Annotated in this window: 14 protein-coding genes and 4 pseudogenes; 12 read left to right on the top strand and 6 right to left on the bottom strand. The window is 73.0% G+C overall.

Annotation, left to right across the window (positions count from 1 at the left end; all coding sequences use genetic code 11):
* Nucleotides 1–13 precede the first annotated feature (13 nt).
* Nucleotides 14–1,271: pseudogene (locus JNW89_RS01505) on the top strand (glycosyltransferase family 4 protein).
* Between the two features lie 121 nt (nucleotides 1,272–1,392).
* Here JNW89_RS01505 and JNW89_RS01500 read toward each other — a convergent pair.
* The 4 genes and pseudogenes from JNW89_RS01500 to JNW89_RS01485 all read right to left on the bottom strand — a co-directional run bounded on the left by JNW89_RS01500 (nucleotide 1,393) and on the right by JNW89_RS01485 (nucleotide 4,922).
* Nucleotides 1,393–2,116 (bottom strand): annotated as a pseudogene (locus tag JNW89_RS01500) (CDP-alcohol phosphatidyltransferase family protein).
* Complete coding sequence (locus JNW89_RS01495) at nucleotides 2,091–3,158, bottom strand: iron-containing alcohol dehydrogenase family protein (RefSeq protein ID WP_238447322.1); 1,068 nt, start codon at nucleotides 3,156–3,158, stop codon at nucleotides 2,091–2,093. Before JNW89_RS01495 ends, JNW89_RS01500 begins: the two are co-directional and overlap by 26 nt.
* Nucleotides 3,146–3,877, bottom strand: a complete 732-nt coding sequence (locus JNW89_RS01490) for a sugar phosphate nucleotidyltransferase (protein WP_238447339.1) — start codon at nucleotides 3,875–3,877, stop codon at nucleotides 3,146–3,148. The genes JNW89_RS01495 and JNW89_RS01490 overlap by 13 nt, the downstream gene beginning before the upstream one ends.
* Before the next feature lie 865 nt (nucleotides 3,878–4,742).
* Nucleotides 4,743–4,922: an NUDIX domain-containing protein gene (locus tag JNW89_RS01485; RefSeq protein ID WP_238447321.1), complete on the bottom strand. Its 180-nt coding sequence runs from the start codon at nucleotides 4,920–4,922 to the stop codon at nucleotides 4,743–4,745.
* Nucleotides 4,923–5,037: 115 nt separating this feature from the next.
* Between JNW89_RS01485 and JNW89_RS01480 the strand changes: the two genes are divergently transcribed.
* The 3 genes from JNW89_RS01480 to corA all read left to right on the top strand — a co-directional run bounded on the left by JNW89_RS01480 (nucleotide 5,038) and on the right by corA (nucleotide 8,222).
* Complete coding sequence (locus tag JNW89_RS01480; protein WP_088959774.1) at nucleotides 5,038–5,427, top strand: cyclic nucleotide-binding/CBS domain-containing protein; 390 nt, start codon at nucleotides 5,038–5,040, stop codon at nucleotides 5,425–5,427.
* A gap of 165 nt (nucleotides 5,428–5,592) precedes the next feature.
* Entirely contained in the window at nucleotides 5,593–6,687 is a 1,095-nt protein-coding gene (locus JNW89_RS01475) for a PLP-dependent aminotransferase family protein (protein WP_238447320.1), read from the top strand.
* 386 nt (nucleotides 6,688–7,073) lie between these two features.
* A complete protein-coding gene (gene corA / locus JNW89_RS01470; protein WP_238447319.1) occupies nucleotides 7,074–8,222 on the top strand; it encodes a magnesium/cobalt transporter CorA in 1,149 nt (382 codons plus the stop codon).
* A 113-nt stretch (nucleotides 8,223–8,335) separates the two neighbouring features.
* Here corA and JNW89_RS01465 read toward each other — a convergent pair.
* Nucleotides 8,336–9,159: pseudogene (locus JNW89_RS01465) on the bottom strand (hypothetical protein).
* 84 nt (nucleotides 9,160–9,243) lie between these two features.
* On the opposite strand from JNW89_RS01465, the gene JNW89_RS01460 reads away from it, so the two are divergent.
* Both JNW89_RS01460 and JNW89_RS01455 read left to right on the top strand, forming a co-directional pair.
* A complete protein-coding gene (locus tag JNW89_RS01460) occupies nucleotides 9,244–9,774 on the top strand; it encodes a peptidylprolyl isomerase (protein ID WP_154941204.1) in 531 nt (176 codons plus the stop codon).
* A gap of 27 nt (nucleotides 9,775–9,801) precedes the next feature.
* The gene (locus JNW89_RS01455) at nucleotides 9,802–10,743 is read left to right on the top strand and encodes a rhomboid family intramembrane serine protease (RefSeq protein WP_238447318.1); all 942 of its coding nucleotides are present in this window, start codon (nucleotides 9,802–9,804) and stop codon (nucleotides 10,741–10,743) included.
* A 34-nt stretch (nucleotides 10,744–10,777) separates the two neighbouring features.
* On the opposite strand, the gene JNW89_RS01450 is transcribed toward JNW89_RS01455, so the two are convergent.
* Entirely contained in the window at nucleotides 10,778–11,245 is a 468-nt protein-coding gene (locus JNW89_RS01450) for a PH domain-containing protein (RefSeq protein WP_375155029.1), read from the bottom strand.
* Nucleotides 11,246–11,316: 71 nt separating this feature from the next.
* On the opposite strand from JNW89_RS01450, the pseudogene JNW89_RS01445 reads away from it, so the two are divergent.
* The 6 genes and pseudogenes from JNW89_RS01445 to JNW89_RS01420 all read left to right on the top strand — a co-directional run.
* A pseudogene (locus tag JNW89_RS01445) lies at nucleotides 11,317–12,488 on the top strand (thiolase family protein).
* 81 nt (nucleotides 12,489–12,569) lie between these two features.
* A complete protein-coding gene (locus tag JNW89_RS01440) occupies nucleotides 12,570–13,568 on the top strand; it encodes a phosphotransferase (protein WP_309139939.1) in 999 nt (332 codons plus the stop codon).
* A 165-nt stretch (nucleotides 13,569–13,733) separates the two neighbouring features.
* Nucleotides 13,734–14,609 carry a DUF1906 domain-containing protein gene (locus tag JNW89_RS01435; protein ID WP_238447316.1) on the top strand — a complete coding sequence of 292 codons (876 nt, stop codon included), beginning with the start codon at nucleotides 13,734–13,736 and terminating at the stop codon, nucleotides 14,607–14,609.
* Between the two features lie 152 nt (nucleotides 14,610–14,761).
* Nucleotides 14,762–15,691, top strand: coding sequence for a DUF1906 domain-containing protein (locus tag JNW89_RS01430; protein WP_238447315.1), 930 nt, complete (start codon nucleotides 14,762–14,764; stop codon nucleotides 15,689–15,691).
* Nucleotides 15,692–15,812: 121 nt separating this feature from the next.
* Nucleotides 15,813–16,325, top strand: a complete 513-nt coding sequence (locus tag JNW89_RS01425) for a hypothetical protein (RefSeq protein WP_238447314.1) — start codon at nucleotides 15,813–15,815, stop codon at nucleotides 16,323–16,325.
* Between the two features lie 68 nt (nucleotides 16,326–16,393).
* Nucleotides 16,394–17,049, top strand: a 656-nt coding sequence (locus JNW89_RS01420) for a response regulator transcription factor (RefSeq protein WP_238447313.1), incomplete at its 3' end; no start/stop codon positions are given.

Genomic DNA, 17,049 nt, shown 5'->3' with positions numbered 1-17,049 from the left:
AGCCTTCTTTCCCGTGAGAATCGTGGTGGCACACAACCGGTACCGGGAAGCCCAGCCCTCCGGCGAGAACACGATCGTCGACTCGGAGATCGCCCAGCTCACCGACGCCGGCGTCGAGGTGCTGCCATTCATCCGCAGCTCGGACGAGATCCCGTCGATGTCGAAGGCGGCCAAGGCGCTGCTGCCGATCTCCCCGATCTGGGCCCCGCGGGCCCAGGAGGACCTGTCCCGGCTGCTCACCGCGCACCGCCCCGACGTGCTGCACCTGCACAACCCGTACCCGCTGATCTCGCCCTGGGTGGTGCGGACCGCGCACCGGCACGGCGTGCCGGTGGTGCAGACGGTGCACAACTACCGGCAGGTCTGCTCCTCCGGGATCTACTTCCGGGACGGGATGATCTGCCAGGACTGCAAGGGTCGGGCGCTCGGCGTGCCGGCGGTCGTGCACCGCTGCTACCGCAACTCCCGCGCGCAGAGCGCCCTGATGGCGACCACCCTGGCCGTGCACCGGGGCACCTGGCGCTCGGTCGACCGGTTCATCGCGCTGACCTCGGCGATCGCCGACCACCTGCGGGACTACGGCATCCCGGACGAGCGGATCGTGGTCAAGCCGAACTCCGTGCCCGACCCGGGCCGGCCGGCCCCGCTCGGCGACGGGTTCCTCTACATGGCCCGGCTCACCCCGGAAAAGGGCGTCGACCTGCTGCTGGAGGCATGGCGCCGGCACCCGGTGGGCACGCTGGGCACGCTGCGCGTCGCCGGCGACGGCGAGCTGCGACCGCTGGTCGAGGCGGCCGCCGCGGACCGCGCCGACGTGGTCTACCTGGGCCAGCTCGACCGGGCCGGGGTACGCGCCGCGGTCGAGGCGAGCGCGGTGGTGATCGCCGCGTCGATGTGGCACGACGTCCTGCCCACCGTGATCATCGAGGCGCTGGCCAGCGGGCGGCCGGTGCTCGGCACCGCGCTCGGCGGCATCCCGTACCTGGTCGGGGCGGACGGTCCCCGCGAGCCGGCCGGCACCGGGTCGGCCGAGACCGCCTCCGCGGTCCCCGGCGGGGGGCGTCGCCCCGCTGCCCGCCGGCGTGGTGACCGGCACCGCCGGCTGGGTGGTCCCGCCGGAGCCGGCCGCGATGGCCGCCGCCTTCCCGGTCGCCCGGGCCGGTGCCGCCGCGCTGTCGCAGCCGGCCCGGCTCCGCTACGAGCAGACCTTCCACCCCGACGTGGTCACCAAGCGCCTCCTCGACATCTACGCCTCCGTCACCCGCCCCTGACCCCGCCGGCCTCCCGCGCCCGTCTCCACGCGCTCGGCCTTTCGCCTGCACTTTCAGAGAATGAGTGGCTTTCGGAGCCGAAATAGGCACTCTTTCTCTGAAAGTGCGCCGGGGGCAGGGGTCAGCGGAGGGAGGCGCGGGCGGAGAAGGCGATGCTGGCCAGGAGGAAGCCGCCGTTGACGATCGTGAAGGCGACGATCACCCAGAAGGTGAGGGCCGGGGCGAGCATCAGGACCAGCGCGGCCACGAAGATCACCGCGCCGTAGTCGCGGACCAGCTTCACCAGGCGTACCGGCAGCGAGGTCGAGGTGACCATGCTGGCGGCGTTCGGGCCGGCCTGCATCACCGAGGTCACCAGGTTGACCATCCAGGTGCCGGCGAAGACCGCGACCAGCCAGGTCGGCGTCTCCGGCCGCTGCGCCACGGCGGTCGCCGCCAGGGCGGCCACCAGCGCGATCTGGGCGGCCACGTCGCAGAGCACGTCCACCCGGGCGCCCGCCGCGCTGCCCCTGCCCGGTCACCCGGGCCAACTGACCGTCGGCGCAGTCCAGCGAGTACGCGACCTGCCAGCCGACCAGCGCGGCCCCCCCGACCACCCAGGCCGGTACGTCGCCGGCGGCGACCCGGTCGGCGAGCGCCACCACGGCCACCGAGGTGGCCAGCCCGAGCACCAGGTTGGCGATGGTCAGCGCCGTCGGGCGAAGCCCGAGGCGCTGAGCGACCAGCGCGAAGACCGCGCCGAGCCATTGGCTGAGCGACTCGCTGAACAGGCCGCCACCCCGGTTGACCCGGTGGAAGTCGGCAACGGTGGGACGGGGCTCAGCCACAGTGGTCGCGGATTGCACCGGCGTAGTCTGCCAGCCGCTCCCGCGTCTCGGTAGGCGACATCGCCAGGTGTTCGAGGATGGTGTACCGGTCCGGCCGGGTGGAGGGCGCGAACTGCACCGCCTCGACGAACTGGTCGTCGGTCAGCCCCACGTCGGCGGGGAGGCGGGGCAGCCGGTGCCGGGCCAGGCAGGCCGACAGCTCCGCGAAGCGCCGCCGGTCGCCGCGCAGCCAGGTGCAGAACAGCGCCCCGAGCCCGGCCAGCTCGCCGTGCGAGGCGGTGTCGGGGAAGAGCGCGTCGACGGCGTGCATGATCTCGTGGCAGCCACCGCTGGCCGGCCGGCTGGTGCCGCAGACCGCCATCGCCAGGCCGCTGGAGATCAGCGCCTCGGCGAGCACGGTGACGAAGGCGTCGTCGGCCACGTCGCCCGGGTGGTTGAGGACCGCCTCGGCGCCCATCCGGGCCAGCGAGGCGGCCAGGCCGTCGACCGGCTCGCCCCGGACCTGCCGGGCCAGCTCCCAGTCGGCCAGCGCGCTGATGTTGCTCACCGCATCGCCGATGCCCGCCCGGTTGTGCCGTTCCGGGCCGCTCTCCACGAAGTCCAGGTCGACGATGACCGCGATCGGGATGTGCACCCCGTAGGAGCCCTTGATCCCCTCGCTGACCAGGCTCGCGACCGGGGAGGCGATCCCGTCGTTGGCCAGGCTGGTGGCCACGGTGACCATGGGAAGTCCGCGCCGGGTGGCGGCGTACTTGGCCACGTCTATCGTCTTGCCGCCACCGATGCCGACCACCGCGTCGTACGAGCGGGCGCGGAGCTTGCCGCCCAGGTCGTCGGCGGCCTCCAGGGTGCCACCGGCGACGGTGAACACGTCGGCCGACCGCAGCGACGGCCGGATCAGCTCGGCGATCTGCTCGCCCTGCCCCGGCCCCACCACCACGGCCACGTCGCCGCCGGCGGAGATCCGCCCGTCGGCGAGGATCGCGGCCAGGTCGGCCACCGCCCCGCGCCGCACGTCGATGTGCAGCGGGGTCAGCACCGTACGAGCTAGTAGCGGCACGCGATCTCCCGCGCCCGGGCCAGGTCGGCGTGGTTGTCGACCTCGACCCACGAGACGTCGCCGATCGGCGCCGCGCGCACCTCGCCGCCCCGGTCGGCGAACTCCTGGTAGCCGTCCTCGTAGTAGAGGTTGGGGTCACGCCGCCAGGTCGCCTCCAGCGCGTCGGCGAGGGCGTCGGCCACCTGCGGCTCGATCAGCGTCGCGCCGATGTACTCCCCGTACGCCTCGCCCGGGTCCATGATCTTGGTGATCCGGGTGAGCTGGCCGGCGGCGTCGAAGGTGGTCTTCATCTCCTCCTCCGCCAGCGCCTTGATGTTGTCGATCGCCAGCAGGATGCCCGGCCCACGCTCGGCCAGCAGGGTCTTCTCCACGCTCACCGGGTGCACGGTGTCGCCGTTGACCAGCAGGACGCCCCGGGCGAAGTGCTCCCGCGCCAGCCAGAGCGAGTACGCGTTGTTCCACTCCTCGGCCTTGTCGTTGTGCACGAGGGTGAGCCGGACGCCGTAGCGCTCCTCCAGCGCCGCCTGGCGCTGGACGACCGCGTCGGCGGCGTACCCGACCACGATCACGATCTCGGTGAGCCCGACCTCGGCGAGGTTGCCCAGCGCGATGTCCAGGATGGTGGTCTCACCGTCCACCGGCACCAGCGCCTTGGGCAGGGTGTCGGTGTACGGGCGCAGTCGGCGCCCCGCACCGGCCGCGAGCACCATCCCGATCATGCGGGGTCCTCCCTCGTACGACTCCAGGTCACCGTGGAGGATAGCCCCGCGTGACGGTGGGGCTGCCGCCAACCGGGGCCAGAGAGGCTGTCGACAGCCTCTCAGCCGGGCAGGGCGGCCAGGTCGCCAGCACCGTGAGCCGCTCCTCGGCGGTGAGCGCCGCGTACGGGCCGCCGCGCGGCGGTCGGTCTCCAGCTCGATCGCCCGGCGTTCCGGCCCCTCCGGCAGCTCGCTGATGCTCGACGCGGTGTGCCCGGCGGCGGTCCATGCGGCGGCGTGCGCGTCGGCCCGGTGGTAACGCAGCGTGCCGAGCCGGTTCAGCAGGAGCACCCCGGGCGGCGTGCCGTCCGGCTCGTACGGCGGGGCCATGGTGGCGAACGCGGGCGTCGGTTCGGCGTCGGGCTCCCCGGCGAGCAGCAGCGCGTACGCCAGCAGCCGGCCGAACGCCTCGACCAGGCGCAGCACCCGGTCGTCGTGCCCGGCCCACAGCTCCTCGGTGACCTCGCCGTGCACCTGGTAGATCTCGGTGAGGAAGTCGGCACCGCGCTCGGTGGCGGCGAAGCCGCCGTCCGGCTGGCGGACGATCATCCCGTGCGCCACCTGTTTGTCCAGGGCGCGCTGGCAGGCGGCCGGATCCCGGTAGCGGGTGACCGCGGTGAAGCCCGCCCCGTCGACCGTGCCGCCCGGCGCGGCGAGCCGGGTGCGGAACTCGACCAGGAAGCCGGTGGCGGCCGGCCCGCCGTACCGCTGGCTCAGCTCGGCGCCGCCGCCGTCGCGCCGGCGAGCATGCCGGCGACGAAGGTCCGGTCGACCGCCGGGGCGACCAGTCCGGCGAACCGGTGCGGCGCCAGCTCGACGTCGGAGTTCACCGACCGATCGACCGCGGCGCGGCGACGGCGGTCTCGCCCGGTTCCAGCTGGCCGCCGCCGATGTCCCAGGCATTGGGAAAAAGGCTCCGCTCGGGAGATCGGCGCTGAGGGAAGCGGCGGCCGTCGTCGTCGTCCACGATCAGCGCGCCGGCGCAGCGGAGAGGCTCGGTGGGCACGTGCCGACAGTAGCGAGCGGGCGCCGGTCGCGCCGATGCCCGGTCTTGTACCGATCTGCCACGTGGGCCCACCATGTGGGTACCGGGTGCCGCCGTCCCAAAGGGGTGATGCGTGATGCAGGTTCGGGAAGCTATGTCCAACCAGGTACTCATGGTGGGTCCGGAGCACACGCTCCGGCAGGCCGCCCAGATGATGTCGGCCCGCCGGGTCGGCTCGGCAGTGGTGATTGACCCGGACTCCGAAGGGGTCGGGATCATGACCGAACGGGACGTGCTCAACGCGATCGGGGCCGGGCTGGACTGCGACGTGGAACGCACCAGGGCGCACGTGAGCTGGGACGTCGTCTACGCCGGTCCGGATTGGACGGTGGAGGAGGCGGCCGCGGCGATGGCCCGGGGCGGCTTCCGTCACCTGGTGGTGCTCGACGGCCGGGAGGTGGCCGGGGTGATCTCCGTACGCGACCTCATGCGGGTCTGGTCGCAGCAGCGGCTCACCGTGGGCTGAGTCCCGGCCGGGGGTCGTCCGCACCTGTCGCGGCGGCCCCTGACCGGCCCGAACGACCCGCCGACGAGAGTCCCGCTCACGTCCGCCGGTCGATCATCTGCCCGCATGTTGAACTTGGCGTGTATGCCGGTCGGACCGGCCGGGACAGGCCCTAGGCTCGTCCGCATGACCGCCGAGCAGCTGATCTCGTTCGCCCGTGGAGCTCCCTCGCTGGACATCGTCGATGTCGAGGGTCTCAAGGCAGCCGCCGTCCGTGCCTTCGACGCCGACCCCGCCGGAATCACGGCGTACGGCACCTCCGTCGGGTACCCACCCCTGCGGAAGTGGATCGCCGAGAAGCACGGCGTCGAGGCGGATCAGGTGCTGATCACCAACGGCTCGCTCCAGGCGGACGCGTTCCTCTTCGACCACCTGGTCCGCCGCGGTGACGCGGTGGTGGTGGAGCGTCCCACGTACGACCGGACCCTGCTCAACCTCCAGCGGATGGGCGGCGAGATCCACGGCGTCTCGATCCAGCCGGACGGCCTCGACACCGCCGAGCTGCGCAAGCTGCTGGAGTCCGGGGTGCGGCCCCGGCTGGCGCACGTCATCCCGAACTACCAGAACCCGGCCGGCGTGACGCTCTCGGAGGAGAAGCGCCGTGAGCTGCTCGACCTCGCCGTCGAGTACGAGTTCACGATCTTCGAGGACGACCCGTACGCCGACATCCGGTTCCGGGGCGAGGCGCTGCCGTCGATGCTCTCGCTGGACACCCGCAACGTGGTGGTGCACGCCTCCAGCTTCACCAAGACGGTCTGCCCGGGCGTCCGGGTCGGCTACCTGGTCGGGCCGGCGGACCTGATCGCCGACATCGCCAAGAAGGCGACCAGCCTCTACATCTCGCCCGGCATGGTCTCCGAGGCGATCGTGCACCAGTTCTGCGTCTCGGGCGAGATCGAGCGGTCGATCGAGACCGTGTCGGCCGCCCTCGGCGAGCGGGCCCGGGTGCTTGCCGAGTCGCTGCGCCGGCACCTCCCCGAGGCCAGCTTCGTCGAGCCGGACGGTGGCTACTTCCTCTGGGTGGAGTTCCCGGCGGACGTGGACGTGGCCCGGCTCGCCCCGGCCGCCGCCGAGCGCGGCGTCGCCGTGGTCAAGGGCAGCGACTTCATGGTCGACGGCGGGCAGCACGCGCTCCGGCTGGCCTTCTCCGCCGTCACCGCGGACCGGATCGACGAGGGCGTCCGCCGGCTGGCGGAGGCCGTGGCCGCCGTCCGGGGCTGAATATCTGTCGGGTTTCCGACAATCTGGCGATGCCGGTCGGCCCGGGGCACCCCTCGGGCGGCCGGCGGCTCACAATGCTGCGAGCGTCGCTCACCTGCCCACGCGCGGCCGGGTCACCGGTCGCGCGCCCGTACGCGCGACGCCGCCCAGCATCACCCCCCGCCCCCCACCGGCGCTGGGTGGGCCACGTCGCCCCCTCACCCCCCTGAACGCGGCGCGGCCCACCCGGCGCCACCCCTTCGTGATCTTGCGCCGGTGGCGGCGGATTCCGTCCGATCGGGCGTATTCGCAGCACACCCGCGTGATCACCCAAGCCGCCGGCGAGGGGCAGCGCGGCCGGCGGGGGCGTAGCCTGCAAGCCGCAGCAGCGTGGGGAGGGGGACGCCATGACGGACCGGGGCCAGCGGGAGCGGTCGACGAACCAGCACACCGGGCGGGTGCTCAGCCCTCGCGCCTGGACGGCGCCGGTCCGGGCGATGTCCCGCATCCTCAACGCCGACGGTTCCCCCCGCATCCCGGCCCCGGCCGGACCCGGGCGCAGCGGCGTGGTCGACTGCGGCCTCTACGTCGACGGGGAACGCCAGCCCGGCCAGTGGCACTACGCCGACGCGTTGGAGGCGGCCCGCGGGGAGCGCAACGCCTTCGTCTGGCTCGGCCTGCACGAGCCGGAGCTGGCCGAGATGACCGCCATCGCGGAGACGTACGGCCTGCACGAGCTGGCGGTCGAGGACGCGGTCAAGGCCCAGCAGCGCCCCAAGCTGGAGCGCTTCGGCGACGTCACCTTCCTGGTGCTGCGCACGGCCCGCTACTGCGAGCACGCGGAGCTGACCGAGAACTCCGAGGTGGTCGAGACCGGCCAGGTGATGCTCTTCATCGGGCCGAACTTCCTGATCAGCGTCCGGCACGGCGACGCCTGCCGGCTCGCCCCGGTCCGCGCCGACCTGGAGGCCAAGCGGGACCTGCTGCTGCACGGCCCGTGGGCGGTGGCGTACGCGGTCACCGACCGGGTGGTGGACCTCTACCTGGAGGTGGCCGACCAGCTGGAGGACGACCTGGACGTGCTGGAAGCCGACGTCTTCGACCGGCAGAGCAGCGGCCGGATCCAGCGGATCTACCAGATGAAACGGGAGCTGGTGGAGTTCAAGCGGGCGGTGATCCCGTTGCAGCGGCCGCTGCTGACCCTCACCGCCCAGGTCAACCGGGAGGTGCCGCAGGAGGTGCGGCGCTACTTCCGGGACGTGCAGGACCACCTCAGCCGTACCGTCGAACAGGTCAACTCCTACGACGACCTGCTCAACTCCATCCTCCAGGCGCGGCTGGCGCAGGTCACCGTCGACCAGAACAACGACATGCGCAAGATCGCCGCCTGGGCCGCCATCGCCGCGGTGTGGACCGCGTTCGCCGGGGTCTACGGGATGAACTTCGAGAACATGCCCGAGCTGAAGTGGACGTACGGCTACCCGGGCGTGCTGGCCCTGATGCTCGCCATCTCGCTGGCGCTGTACCGCTGGTTCCGCCGCAACGGCTGGCTCTGACCCGCACGCGGCGGCGGTTCACGCCGATCGCGGCCGGCCGTCAAGCGCGCGACCGACCCCGGACACGCCGGCGGCGCGGGAGTCGCCTCCCGCGCCGCCGGCGATCCGCCTGGTCAGCGACGGCTGCTGGACTTGGCGCCGTTCTTGCCGAGCGCCTTGCTCAGGTCGTCCGCCGCCGGCCGGAGACGTCCGTGGCGCCCTCGGCGACCGAGGGGACCTTGTCGTTGGCGTGGATCATCGACTGGGTACCGGGGGTGGTGGTCGAGGCGCTGTCGCCACCGGCCACCGCCGAGCTGCCCGCGCCGGTGGGGCCACCGGCCGTGCCGGCACCGCTGGACATCGTGGACGAATCGGTCACCTTGTCTCCGTTCGCCGACGGGGTCTCGATGACCAGGGTGTCCACCTCGTCGCGGACGGTCTCGACGCCCTGCGTCGGGTCGTACTCGGCCCACTCCTGCTGCTCGCGGCGGCGGCGCATGGCCATCGCGCCGGCCACCCCGGCGACCGCGCCGGCGGCCAGCAGGCCGGTCATCATCGACCCGCTCTTCTTCTTCGCGGCCTTTAGGTTCCTGGCCTTGGCCTTCTTGCTCATCGCCGTCTGCTTGGCGGCGGCGGCCTTCCGGCCGGTGAGGGCCTTGCCCGCCGTCTGCGCCTGGGCGTTGCGGACCGCCAGGGCCAGCGGCGCGAGCGCCGCGACCGTCGACGCGAAACCGCTGGACGTCCGGTCCCGCACGATGACGGCCGTCGGCGTGACGACGCCACGGGCTGCCTGGACCCGCGGCCCCACCATGGCGCCGGCACCCTTCGCCGCGTACGTGGCGGCCTGCCTCAGGTGACCGATGCCCTGGTTGAGCTCAGCCTTCGCGAGCTGCCCCTGGGTCTTGCGCCGCCCGATTCCAAACACGGTCCCACCTCCTGGGAGTTGTTCCTTCGTCATCCTCCACCTTCGGATGCCTCCGCACTGCCAGATCGGGCACATGGGAGGATCCGCATGGAACTGACCAACGAGTGAGGAGTACCCGTGGCCGAGGCTGTCTACGCCACCTTGCACACCAACGCTGGCCCGATCCGGCTGGAGCTCTTCCCCAACCACGCTCCGAAGACGGTCCGCAACTTCGTCGACCTGGCCGAGGGCAACAAGGAATACACCGACCCGCGCACGGGTCAGCCGGGCAGCGGGCCGTACTACGACGGCACGATCTCGCACCGGGTGATCAGCGGCTTCATGGTCCAGATGGGCGACCCGACCGGCACCGGCCGTGGTGGTCCGGGTTATAAGTTCGGCGACGAGTTCCACCCGGAGCTGCGCTTCGACCGGCCGTACCTGCTGGCGATGGCGAACGCCGGGCCGGGCACCAACGGCTCGCAGTTCTTCATCACGGTGTCGCCGACCCCGCACCTCAACAACCGGCACACCATCTTCGGCCAGGTCGCCGACGAGCAGTCGGCGAAGGTCGTGGACGCGATCGCGAACACCCCGACCGGTCCGAGCGACCGGCCGCTGCAGGACGTCGTGATCGAGCGGGTCGAGATCGAGCGCACCTCGGCCTGATCGCCCTGCCGAGGTACCTTTGCACGCATGACTGAACGCCCCGGGCCGGCCGGCGACGCCACCGGCGGGCCGGTGCCGACCACTCCGGTCTGCTACCGCCACCCCAACCGGGAGACGTACGTCCGCTGCACCCGCTGCGACCGGCCGATCTGTCCGGAGTGCATGCGGGAGGCCTCCGTCGGCCACCAGTGCCCGGAGTGCGTGAACGAGGGACGCCGCAGCGTGCGGCCGGCGCGCACCGCCTTCGGTGGCGGTGCCGCCGGCCGACGGGGCCTGGTGACCCGCACCCTGATCGCGCTGAACGTGCTGATGATGGTGCTCTCCATCGTCTCGGCGCGCAGCGGCACCGCGGTGGCCGGCGGTGGCCTCGGCGGCCTGATGGGCGACTCGACGCCGTTGACCGACTGGGGCTCCGTGCTCGGCCTGGCGCGTTTCACCGACGGCAGCATCGGCGGCGTGGCCGACGGCCAGTGGTACCGGCTGGTCACCGCGATGTTCCTGCACTACGGCGTGCTGCACCTGCTGCTCAACATGTGGGCGCTCTGGGTGCTCGGGCGCGACCTTGAGGCACTGCTCGGCCGGGTGCGCTTTCTGGCGCTCTACCTGGTCGCCGGGCTCGGCGGCAACGTGGCGGCCTACCTCTTCACCGAACCGAACCGGTCCACCGCCGGCGCGTCGACCGCCATCTTCGGGCTCTTCGCCGCGGTCTTCGTGATCATGCGCCGGCTGGGCCGGGACACCTCGGCGATCGTGCCGATCCTGGTGATCAACCTGGTCTTCACCTTCACCGTGCCGAGCATCTCCGTCCCGGGGCACCTCGGCGGCCTGGTCGTCGGCGCGCTGATGGGCCTGGTGCTCGCGTACGCCCCGCGGGTGCGCCGGTCGGTCTTCCAGGCCGCCGGCACGGCGGTCATCCTGGTGGCGCTGCTCGGCCTGGTGATCGTCCGCACCGCGATGCTGACCGGCTGAGCCGCTGCCCGATGCTGACCGGCTGAGCCGCGGCTCAGTGGCGAGCGGCGGCCCGGACCGACCGGAGCGTTCCGGCGACCTCGTCGGGCGGGGCGCCCAGGTCGTACCGGCCGAAGAGGTGCAGCGACTCCCCGGCGTCGATCTCCAGGGTCTCGGTGGACAGCCCGAGCCGGGACCGCCGGTCCACCGTGATCGCCTCGACGGCCGGCCAGGGCAGGTGCCGCCGGCCGGCGTACCCGTGGATGACGGTGACCCCCGCCGGGTCGGCGGCCAGGCGGACCGGGGCGAGCAGGTCGCGCAGCGCCCAGCCGACCAGGCCGGCGGCGACCGCGACGGTCAGCACCGCCTGGACCCGGTCACCGTCGGAGAGCAGCAGGCCGAGCGCGACCAGCAGCACCGCGCCGACCAGCTTCACCACCGGCAGGGCCCGCGGCACCCGCCACTGGTGGGACGGGGACGATGGAGGCTGCACGGGTCCAGCATGCCAGCCGGGCGCGGCCATTGTCGGGGGCGGACGACACCCGCCTCCGGAGGACGTAGTATCGACGGCAGCCAGGTTACCGGGGAGTAGATATGAGTGACGCAGTCATCGTCGGCGCCGTACGCACCCCGGTGGGGCGGCGTAAGGGCAGCCTGTCCGCCGTCCACCCGGTCGACCTCTCGGCGCACGTGCTGCGCGCGCTCGCCGAGCGCACCGGCATCGAGCCCGGCCAGGTCGACGACGTGGTCTGGGGCTGCGTGTCCCAGGTCGGCGAGCAGTCCTGGAACATCGCCCGCAACGGCGTGCTCGCCGCCGGCTGGCCCGAGTCGTCCCCGGCACCACCGTGGACCGGCAGTGCGGGTCCAGCCAGCAGTCGCTGCACTTCGCCGCCGCGGCGGTCGCCTCCGGCCAGGCCGACCTGGTGGTCGCCGGCGGCGTCGAGTCGATGACCCGGGTGCCGATGGGCTCCAGCGTGGCCGGCGGGATGCCGTTCAGCGACCAGCTCCGTGACCGCTACCGGGGCGTCGAGGGCTTCGCCGGGGACCAGCCGCTGCCGTTCAACCAGGGCGTGGGCGCCGAGCTGATCGCCGCGCGCTGGCGCTTCTCCCGTACCCAGCTCGACGAGTTCGCGCTGGCCAGCCACGAGAAGGCGGCCGCCGCGCAGGACGCCGGCGCGTTCGACCCCGAGCTGGCCCCGGTGGCGCTCGCCGACGGCGGCAAGTTCGCCGCCGACGAGGGCATCCGCCGGGACACCTCGCTGGAGAAGCTCGGCGAGCTGAAGACCCCGTTCCGCGCCGACGGCGTGGTCACCGCCGGGTCCGCGTCGCAGATCTCCGACGGCGCGGCCGCGCTCGCCGTCACCACCAGCGAGTGGGCCAGCCGGCACGGCCTGCGACCGCTGGCCCGCATCCACACCGCCGTGGTCGCCGCCGACGACCCGGTCACCATGCTGACCGCCCCGATCCCGGCCACCGCGAAGGCGCTGCGCCGCGCGGGGCTGGGCATCGAGGAGATCGGGGTGTACGAGGTGAACGAGGCGTTCGCCCCGGTGCCGCTGGCCTGGCTGGCCGAGACCGAGGCGGACCCGGACCGGCTCAACCCGCGCGGTGGCGCGATCGCCCTCGGTCACCCGCTCGGCGCCAGCGGCGCCCGGATCATGACCACCATGCTCCAGCACATGCGCGACAACGGCATCCGGTACGGCCTGCAGACCATGTGCGAGGGCGGCGGCATGGCCAACGCCACCATCGTCGAGCTGCTCTGACGGCCACGACCACGACGGGCCTCGCCGGGGCGGGCGGAATACGCGTGACTCCGCCACCGGCGACGGCCTAGATTTCGCGGCGTGACCGAGACCTCCACGCCGCGGACCGACTGGGCCGACCCGCACTGGCAGGCGACCGCCCTGGAGTGGGTGGCCGACCGGCTCGACCGGAGCGGCCGCCGGGTGACCGGCCCGGTCGAACCCCGGGTGCGGCCCTGGTCACTGGTCTGGCGGGTGCCCACCGACAGCGGGGACGTCTGGTTCAAGGCCAACAACCCGGGCACCCGGCACGAGGCGGGGCTCCTGGCCGAGCTGGCCCGGCTCACCCCGGACCGGGTGCTGCACCCGATCGCCGTGGACACCGGTCGCGGCTGGTCCCTGCTGCCCGACGGCGGCCCGAGCCTGCGGGACACGCTCGCCACCGAGCCGGACCTGTCCCGCTGGGAGCGGCTGCTGCCCGGGTACGCGGCCCTCCAGCTCACCGTCGCGCCGCACGCGCAGCGGCTGCTCGCCCTCGGGGTGCCCGACCACCGGCCGGCGGGGCTGCCGGAACTCCTCGAGGTGCTGCTGGACGACGAGGAGGCGCTGCTGCTCGGCGCGGAGAACGGGATGGACCCGGAACTGCACCAGCGGCTGCGGGCGTACCGGGGCGAGTTCGAGGCGCTCTGCCGGCGGCTGGCGGACTTCGGGGTGCCGGCGAGCATCCAGCACGACGACCTGCACGACGGCAACGTCTTCGTCGCCGCCGACGGGTACCGCTTCTTCGACTGGGGGGACGCCTCCGTCGCCCATCCCTTCGGCACGCTGCTGGTGACGCTGCGCTCCGTGGCGTACGCCGGCGAGCTGTCCCCCGACGACCCGGCGCTGCTGCGGCTGCGCGACGCGTACCTGGAGGCGTGGACCGACCGGTACGACCGGGCGGCGCTGCGGGAGGCCGCCGAGCTGGCGATGCGGGTGACCACGGTCAGCCGGGCGCTGTCCTGGCAGCGCGCCCTGGTCACCCCCGACCCGGCCCGCGCCGAGTACGCCGAGGCGGTGCCCGGCTGGCTCGGGGAGCTGTTCGCCCCGCTGCCGGTCTGACCGCCCGCTGCCCGGCGCGCGGAGCTGATGTCCCCAGGCTCCGAAAGGGACGCCGACGGGGTGGACAGCGCGCCCGTGGGCCAGGCAGGATTCACCCCGGTCGGTGTTGAGCGCGTGTCCACGCCCGCTCCGCCGTCCGACGACCCTCACCAGAACGGGGAATCCGTGACGACCACCTCCACTCCGTCGGGTCTGCGTCGGGCCGCCCGCCGGATGCTCACCGCCGCCGTGGCCGGGATGCTTCTCGCGACCGCGGCGGTCGCCGCACCGAGCCAGCCGGCGCAGGCCGCCGGCTACACCGGACCGCACCCGGGCACCTTCACCGGGCTGGGCTTCGACGCCTGCACCGCGCCGTCGGACGCCGAGATGACCGCCTGGCTGCAGTCGCCGTACCGGGCGGTCGGCGTCTACATCGGCGGGGTCAACCGGGGCTGCGCCCAGCCCAACCTGACCCGGGAGTGGGTGGCGAGCCAGCAGGCGAAGGGCTGGCGGCTCTTTCCGCTCTACGTCGGCCTCCAGGCGCCCTGCACGACCTACCTGCGGCGGATCGACCCGGCGCAGGCGGCGGCCCAGGGACAGGCGGCGGCCGACGACGCGGCGACGAACGCCCTCAACCTCGGCATCGTTCTGCAGAGCACCCTCATCCTGGACATCGAGTACTACAACGCGGGCGACGCCGCCTGCTCGGCCGCGGTGCTCTCGTTCAGCAGCGCGTGGAGCGCCCGCCTGCACGACCACGGCTACCTCTCCGGCCTCTACACCAGCACCGCCGGGGGCGGTCTCCAGGACCACGTGGCCGCCTACGGGAGGCCGGGACACGTGTCTCCCGACATGCTGGACTTCGCCAACTGGGACGGCGTGCAGACGGTGTCCGACCCCACCGTTCCGGCGACGTACTGGGTGAAGCGGCGGATGAAGCAGTACCAAGGCGACCACGACGAGACGTGGGGCGGCGTCACGATCAACATCGACAGCAACTACCTCGACCTGGAGCTGGCACCGACGCGGTACCGGTCCGGTGTGGTGACGCCGACCCGCTGACCCGAGCCCTGCCGACGTCCGTCCACCCGCCGACGGAGTGGACGCCGACGGGGTGGACAGCCTGCGGCCGGGCAGGATTCCCCCCCGTCGGTGTGGAGCGTGTGTCCACGCCCGCTCCGCCGTCCGACGACCCTCACCAGAACGAGGAAATCGTGACCATCACCTCCACTCCGTCGGGTCTGCGTCGGGCCGCCCGCCGGATGCTCACCGCCGCCGTGGCCGGGATGCTCCTCGCCACCGCCGGGTCGCCGGCGCCGACGCCGGCCCGGGCCGCCGGCTACACCGGACCGCACCCGGGCACCTTCACCGGGCTGGGCTTCGACACCTGCGCCGCGCCCTCCGGCGCCCAGATGACGGCCTGGCTCCAGTCGCCGTACCGGGCGATCGGGATCTACATCGGCGGGGTCAACCGGGGCTGCGCGCAGGCGAACCTCACCAAGGAGTGGGTGGCCAACCAGCAGGCCAAGGGCTGGCGGTTCTTCCCGCTCTACGTCGGTCTCCAGGCGCCGTGCACCACGTACCAACGGAAGATCGACCCGACGCAGGCGGCGACCCAGGGGCGGGCGGCGGCCGACGACGCCGTGACCAAGGCCCGGGGCCTCGGCCTCGCGGTGCAGAGCACGATCATCCTGGACATGGAGCGCTACCCCGCGGGCAACGCCGCCTGCTCGACCGCGGTCCTGCAGTTCACCAGCGCGTGGACCGCCCGGCTGCACGACCACGGCTACCTGTCCGGCCTCTACACCAACACCCGCTCCGCCGGTCTCCCGGATCACGTCGGCGCCTACTCGCAGCCCGGTCACATCCGACCGGACGTGCTGGACTTCGCCAACTGGGACGGCGTGCAGACGACGTCGGACCCGACCATCCCGGCGAACTACTGGGTGCCGAGGCGGCGGATGAAGCAGTACCAGGGCGACCACTACGAGACCTGGGGCGGCGTCCGGCTCAACATCGACAGCAACTACCTCGACCTCGAGGTGCCGATGACCCGGTACCGGTCGGCGACGGTGACGCCGACCCGGCCCAGTTCCCGCGCCGCCGGGTTCGGTCCGTTCCGGCCGGCCGGCTCGACCCGCTGACCTGAGCCGTCCTCGCGTCCGTCGATCCGATGACGGACAGGCGGTGCGACAGGGGGTCGTGGAACTTCCAAAAGTCGGTAGTGACCCACATCACCGCAGGTCACGGCTCGTTGGGCAGGTCATGGACGTCTTCTCCCGAACGTTCCTCCCGGCCGCCGCCGAGACCGGCCTGGCGGTCCAGACCGTGAGCCGGCACATGCCGATCTTCCGGCAGTGCGTGGGCTCCGGCGACGCCACCATCCTGGTCGCCCGGTGCGGTCGCCCCGACCGGCCGGTGGCCGGCGAATACCTCCTCCTGCTCACCCACCGCCGGATGGTGGTCACCCAGCAGACCCGGGTGCTGCACCGGCTCCGCCTGCACCTCAACACCGAGCTGCGCGAGCTGAGCAACGTCACCTGGAGCCCGGACCCGCGCTCGCAGTCGGTCGACCTGGCCGCCACCGCGATCGACGGCGTCCGCGAGCGGTTCGTCATCCACACCCAGCACCCGAAGCAGGTGTGGCAGCTCGACACGCTGCTCAACCACGCGTTCCGTACCCGGCTGCGCACCCCCAAGGAGCGGGTCGTCGCCACCATCGGCGAGACGCCCGCCACCGCCGGTGGCCCGGTGCTGCGGCCCGTACCGGCCCGCTGACCGCATCCTTACCTGACCCGAACACGGCCGTACGTCGCCGGTGACCGCCGGTCGGTCATCATGGGCCGGTGACCGTCGACGCCCCGCAGCGCGGACTCGTCCTCGTGGTGGAGGACGAGCCGGTCATCGCCGACCTGGTCCGGCTCTACCTGAGCCGGGACGGGTTCGGCGTACACCTGGAACGGGACGGCACGGCCGGCCTGGCCGCCGCCCGCCGGCTGCGCCCGGTGGCCTGCGTACTCGACATCACGCTGCCCGGCCTCGCCGGCACGGAGATCTGCCGCCGGCTGCGCGAGGCCGGCGACTGGACGCCGGTCATCTTCCTCACCGCCCGCGACGACGAGGTCGACCGGATCGTCGGCCTGGAACTCGGCGCGGACGACTACGTCACCAAGCCGTTCAGTCCCCGCGAACTCGTCGCCCGGGTCCGCGCGGTGCTGCGCCGCACGGCCGGCGCGCCCGAGGGGGTGGAGCGCGCCCGGACGGTCGGCGCGGTCACCCTCGACCCGGCCCGCCGCACGGTCACCGCCGGCGGCGCCCCGGTCCAGCTCACCTCCACCGAGTTCGACCTGCTCGCGCACCTGATGGCCCGACCGGGCCGGGTCTTCACCCGGGAGGAGCTGCTGACCCCCTCCACACCGAGCGCGGCGAGCACGATCCCCGCGATGATCGGGAAGTGGGCGTACGAGTACGCCTCCACCGCCAGCGTCGTCCGGGCCTGTCC

This window comes from Micromonospora sp. 4G55 (assembly GCF_016803375.1).
The sequence above is the reverse complement of the archived record's forward strand: the minus strand, read 5'-3'. Positions and strand labels throughout refer to the sequence as shown.

Excerpts from the sequence above, each read along its gene's own strand:
- JNW89_RS01490 (WP_238447339.1), bottom strand. The coding sequence starts at position 3,877 with ATGATCGGGATGGTGCTCGCGGCCGGTGCGGGGCGCCGACTGCGCCCG.
- JNW89_RS01480 (WP_088959774.1), top strand. The coding sequence starts at position 5,038 with ATGCAGGTTCGGGAAGCTATGTCCAACCAGGTACTCATGGTGGGTCCG.
- JNW89_RS01475 (WP_238447320.1), top strand. The coding sequence starts at position 5,593 with ATGACCGCCGAGCAGCTGATCTCGTTCGCCCGTGGAGCTCCCTCGCTG.
- corA (WP_238447319.1), top strand. The coding sequence starts at position 7,074 with ATGACGGACCGGGGCCAGCGGGAGCGGTCGACGAACCAGCACACCGGG.
- JNW89_RS01455 (WP_238447318.1), top strand. The coding sequence starts at position 9,802 with ATGACTGAACGCCCCGGGCCGGCCGGCGACGCCACCGGCGGGCCGGTG.
- JNW89_RS01450 (WP_375155029.1), bottom strand. The coding sequence starts at position 11,245 with ATGGCCGCGCCCGGCTGGCATGCTGGACCCGTGCAGCCTCCATCGTCC.
- JNW89_RS01425 (WP_238447314.1), top strand. The coding sequence starts at position 15,813 with ATGGACGTCTTCTCCCGAACGTTCCTCCCGGCCGCCGCCGAGACCGGC.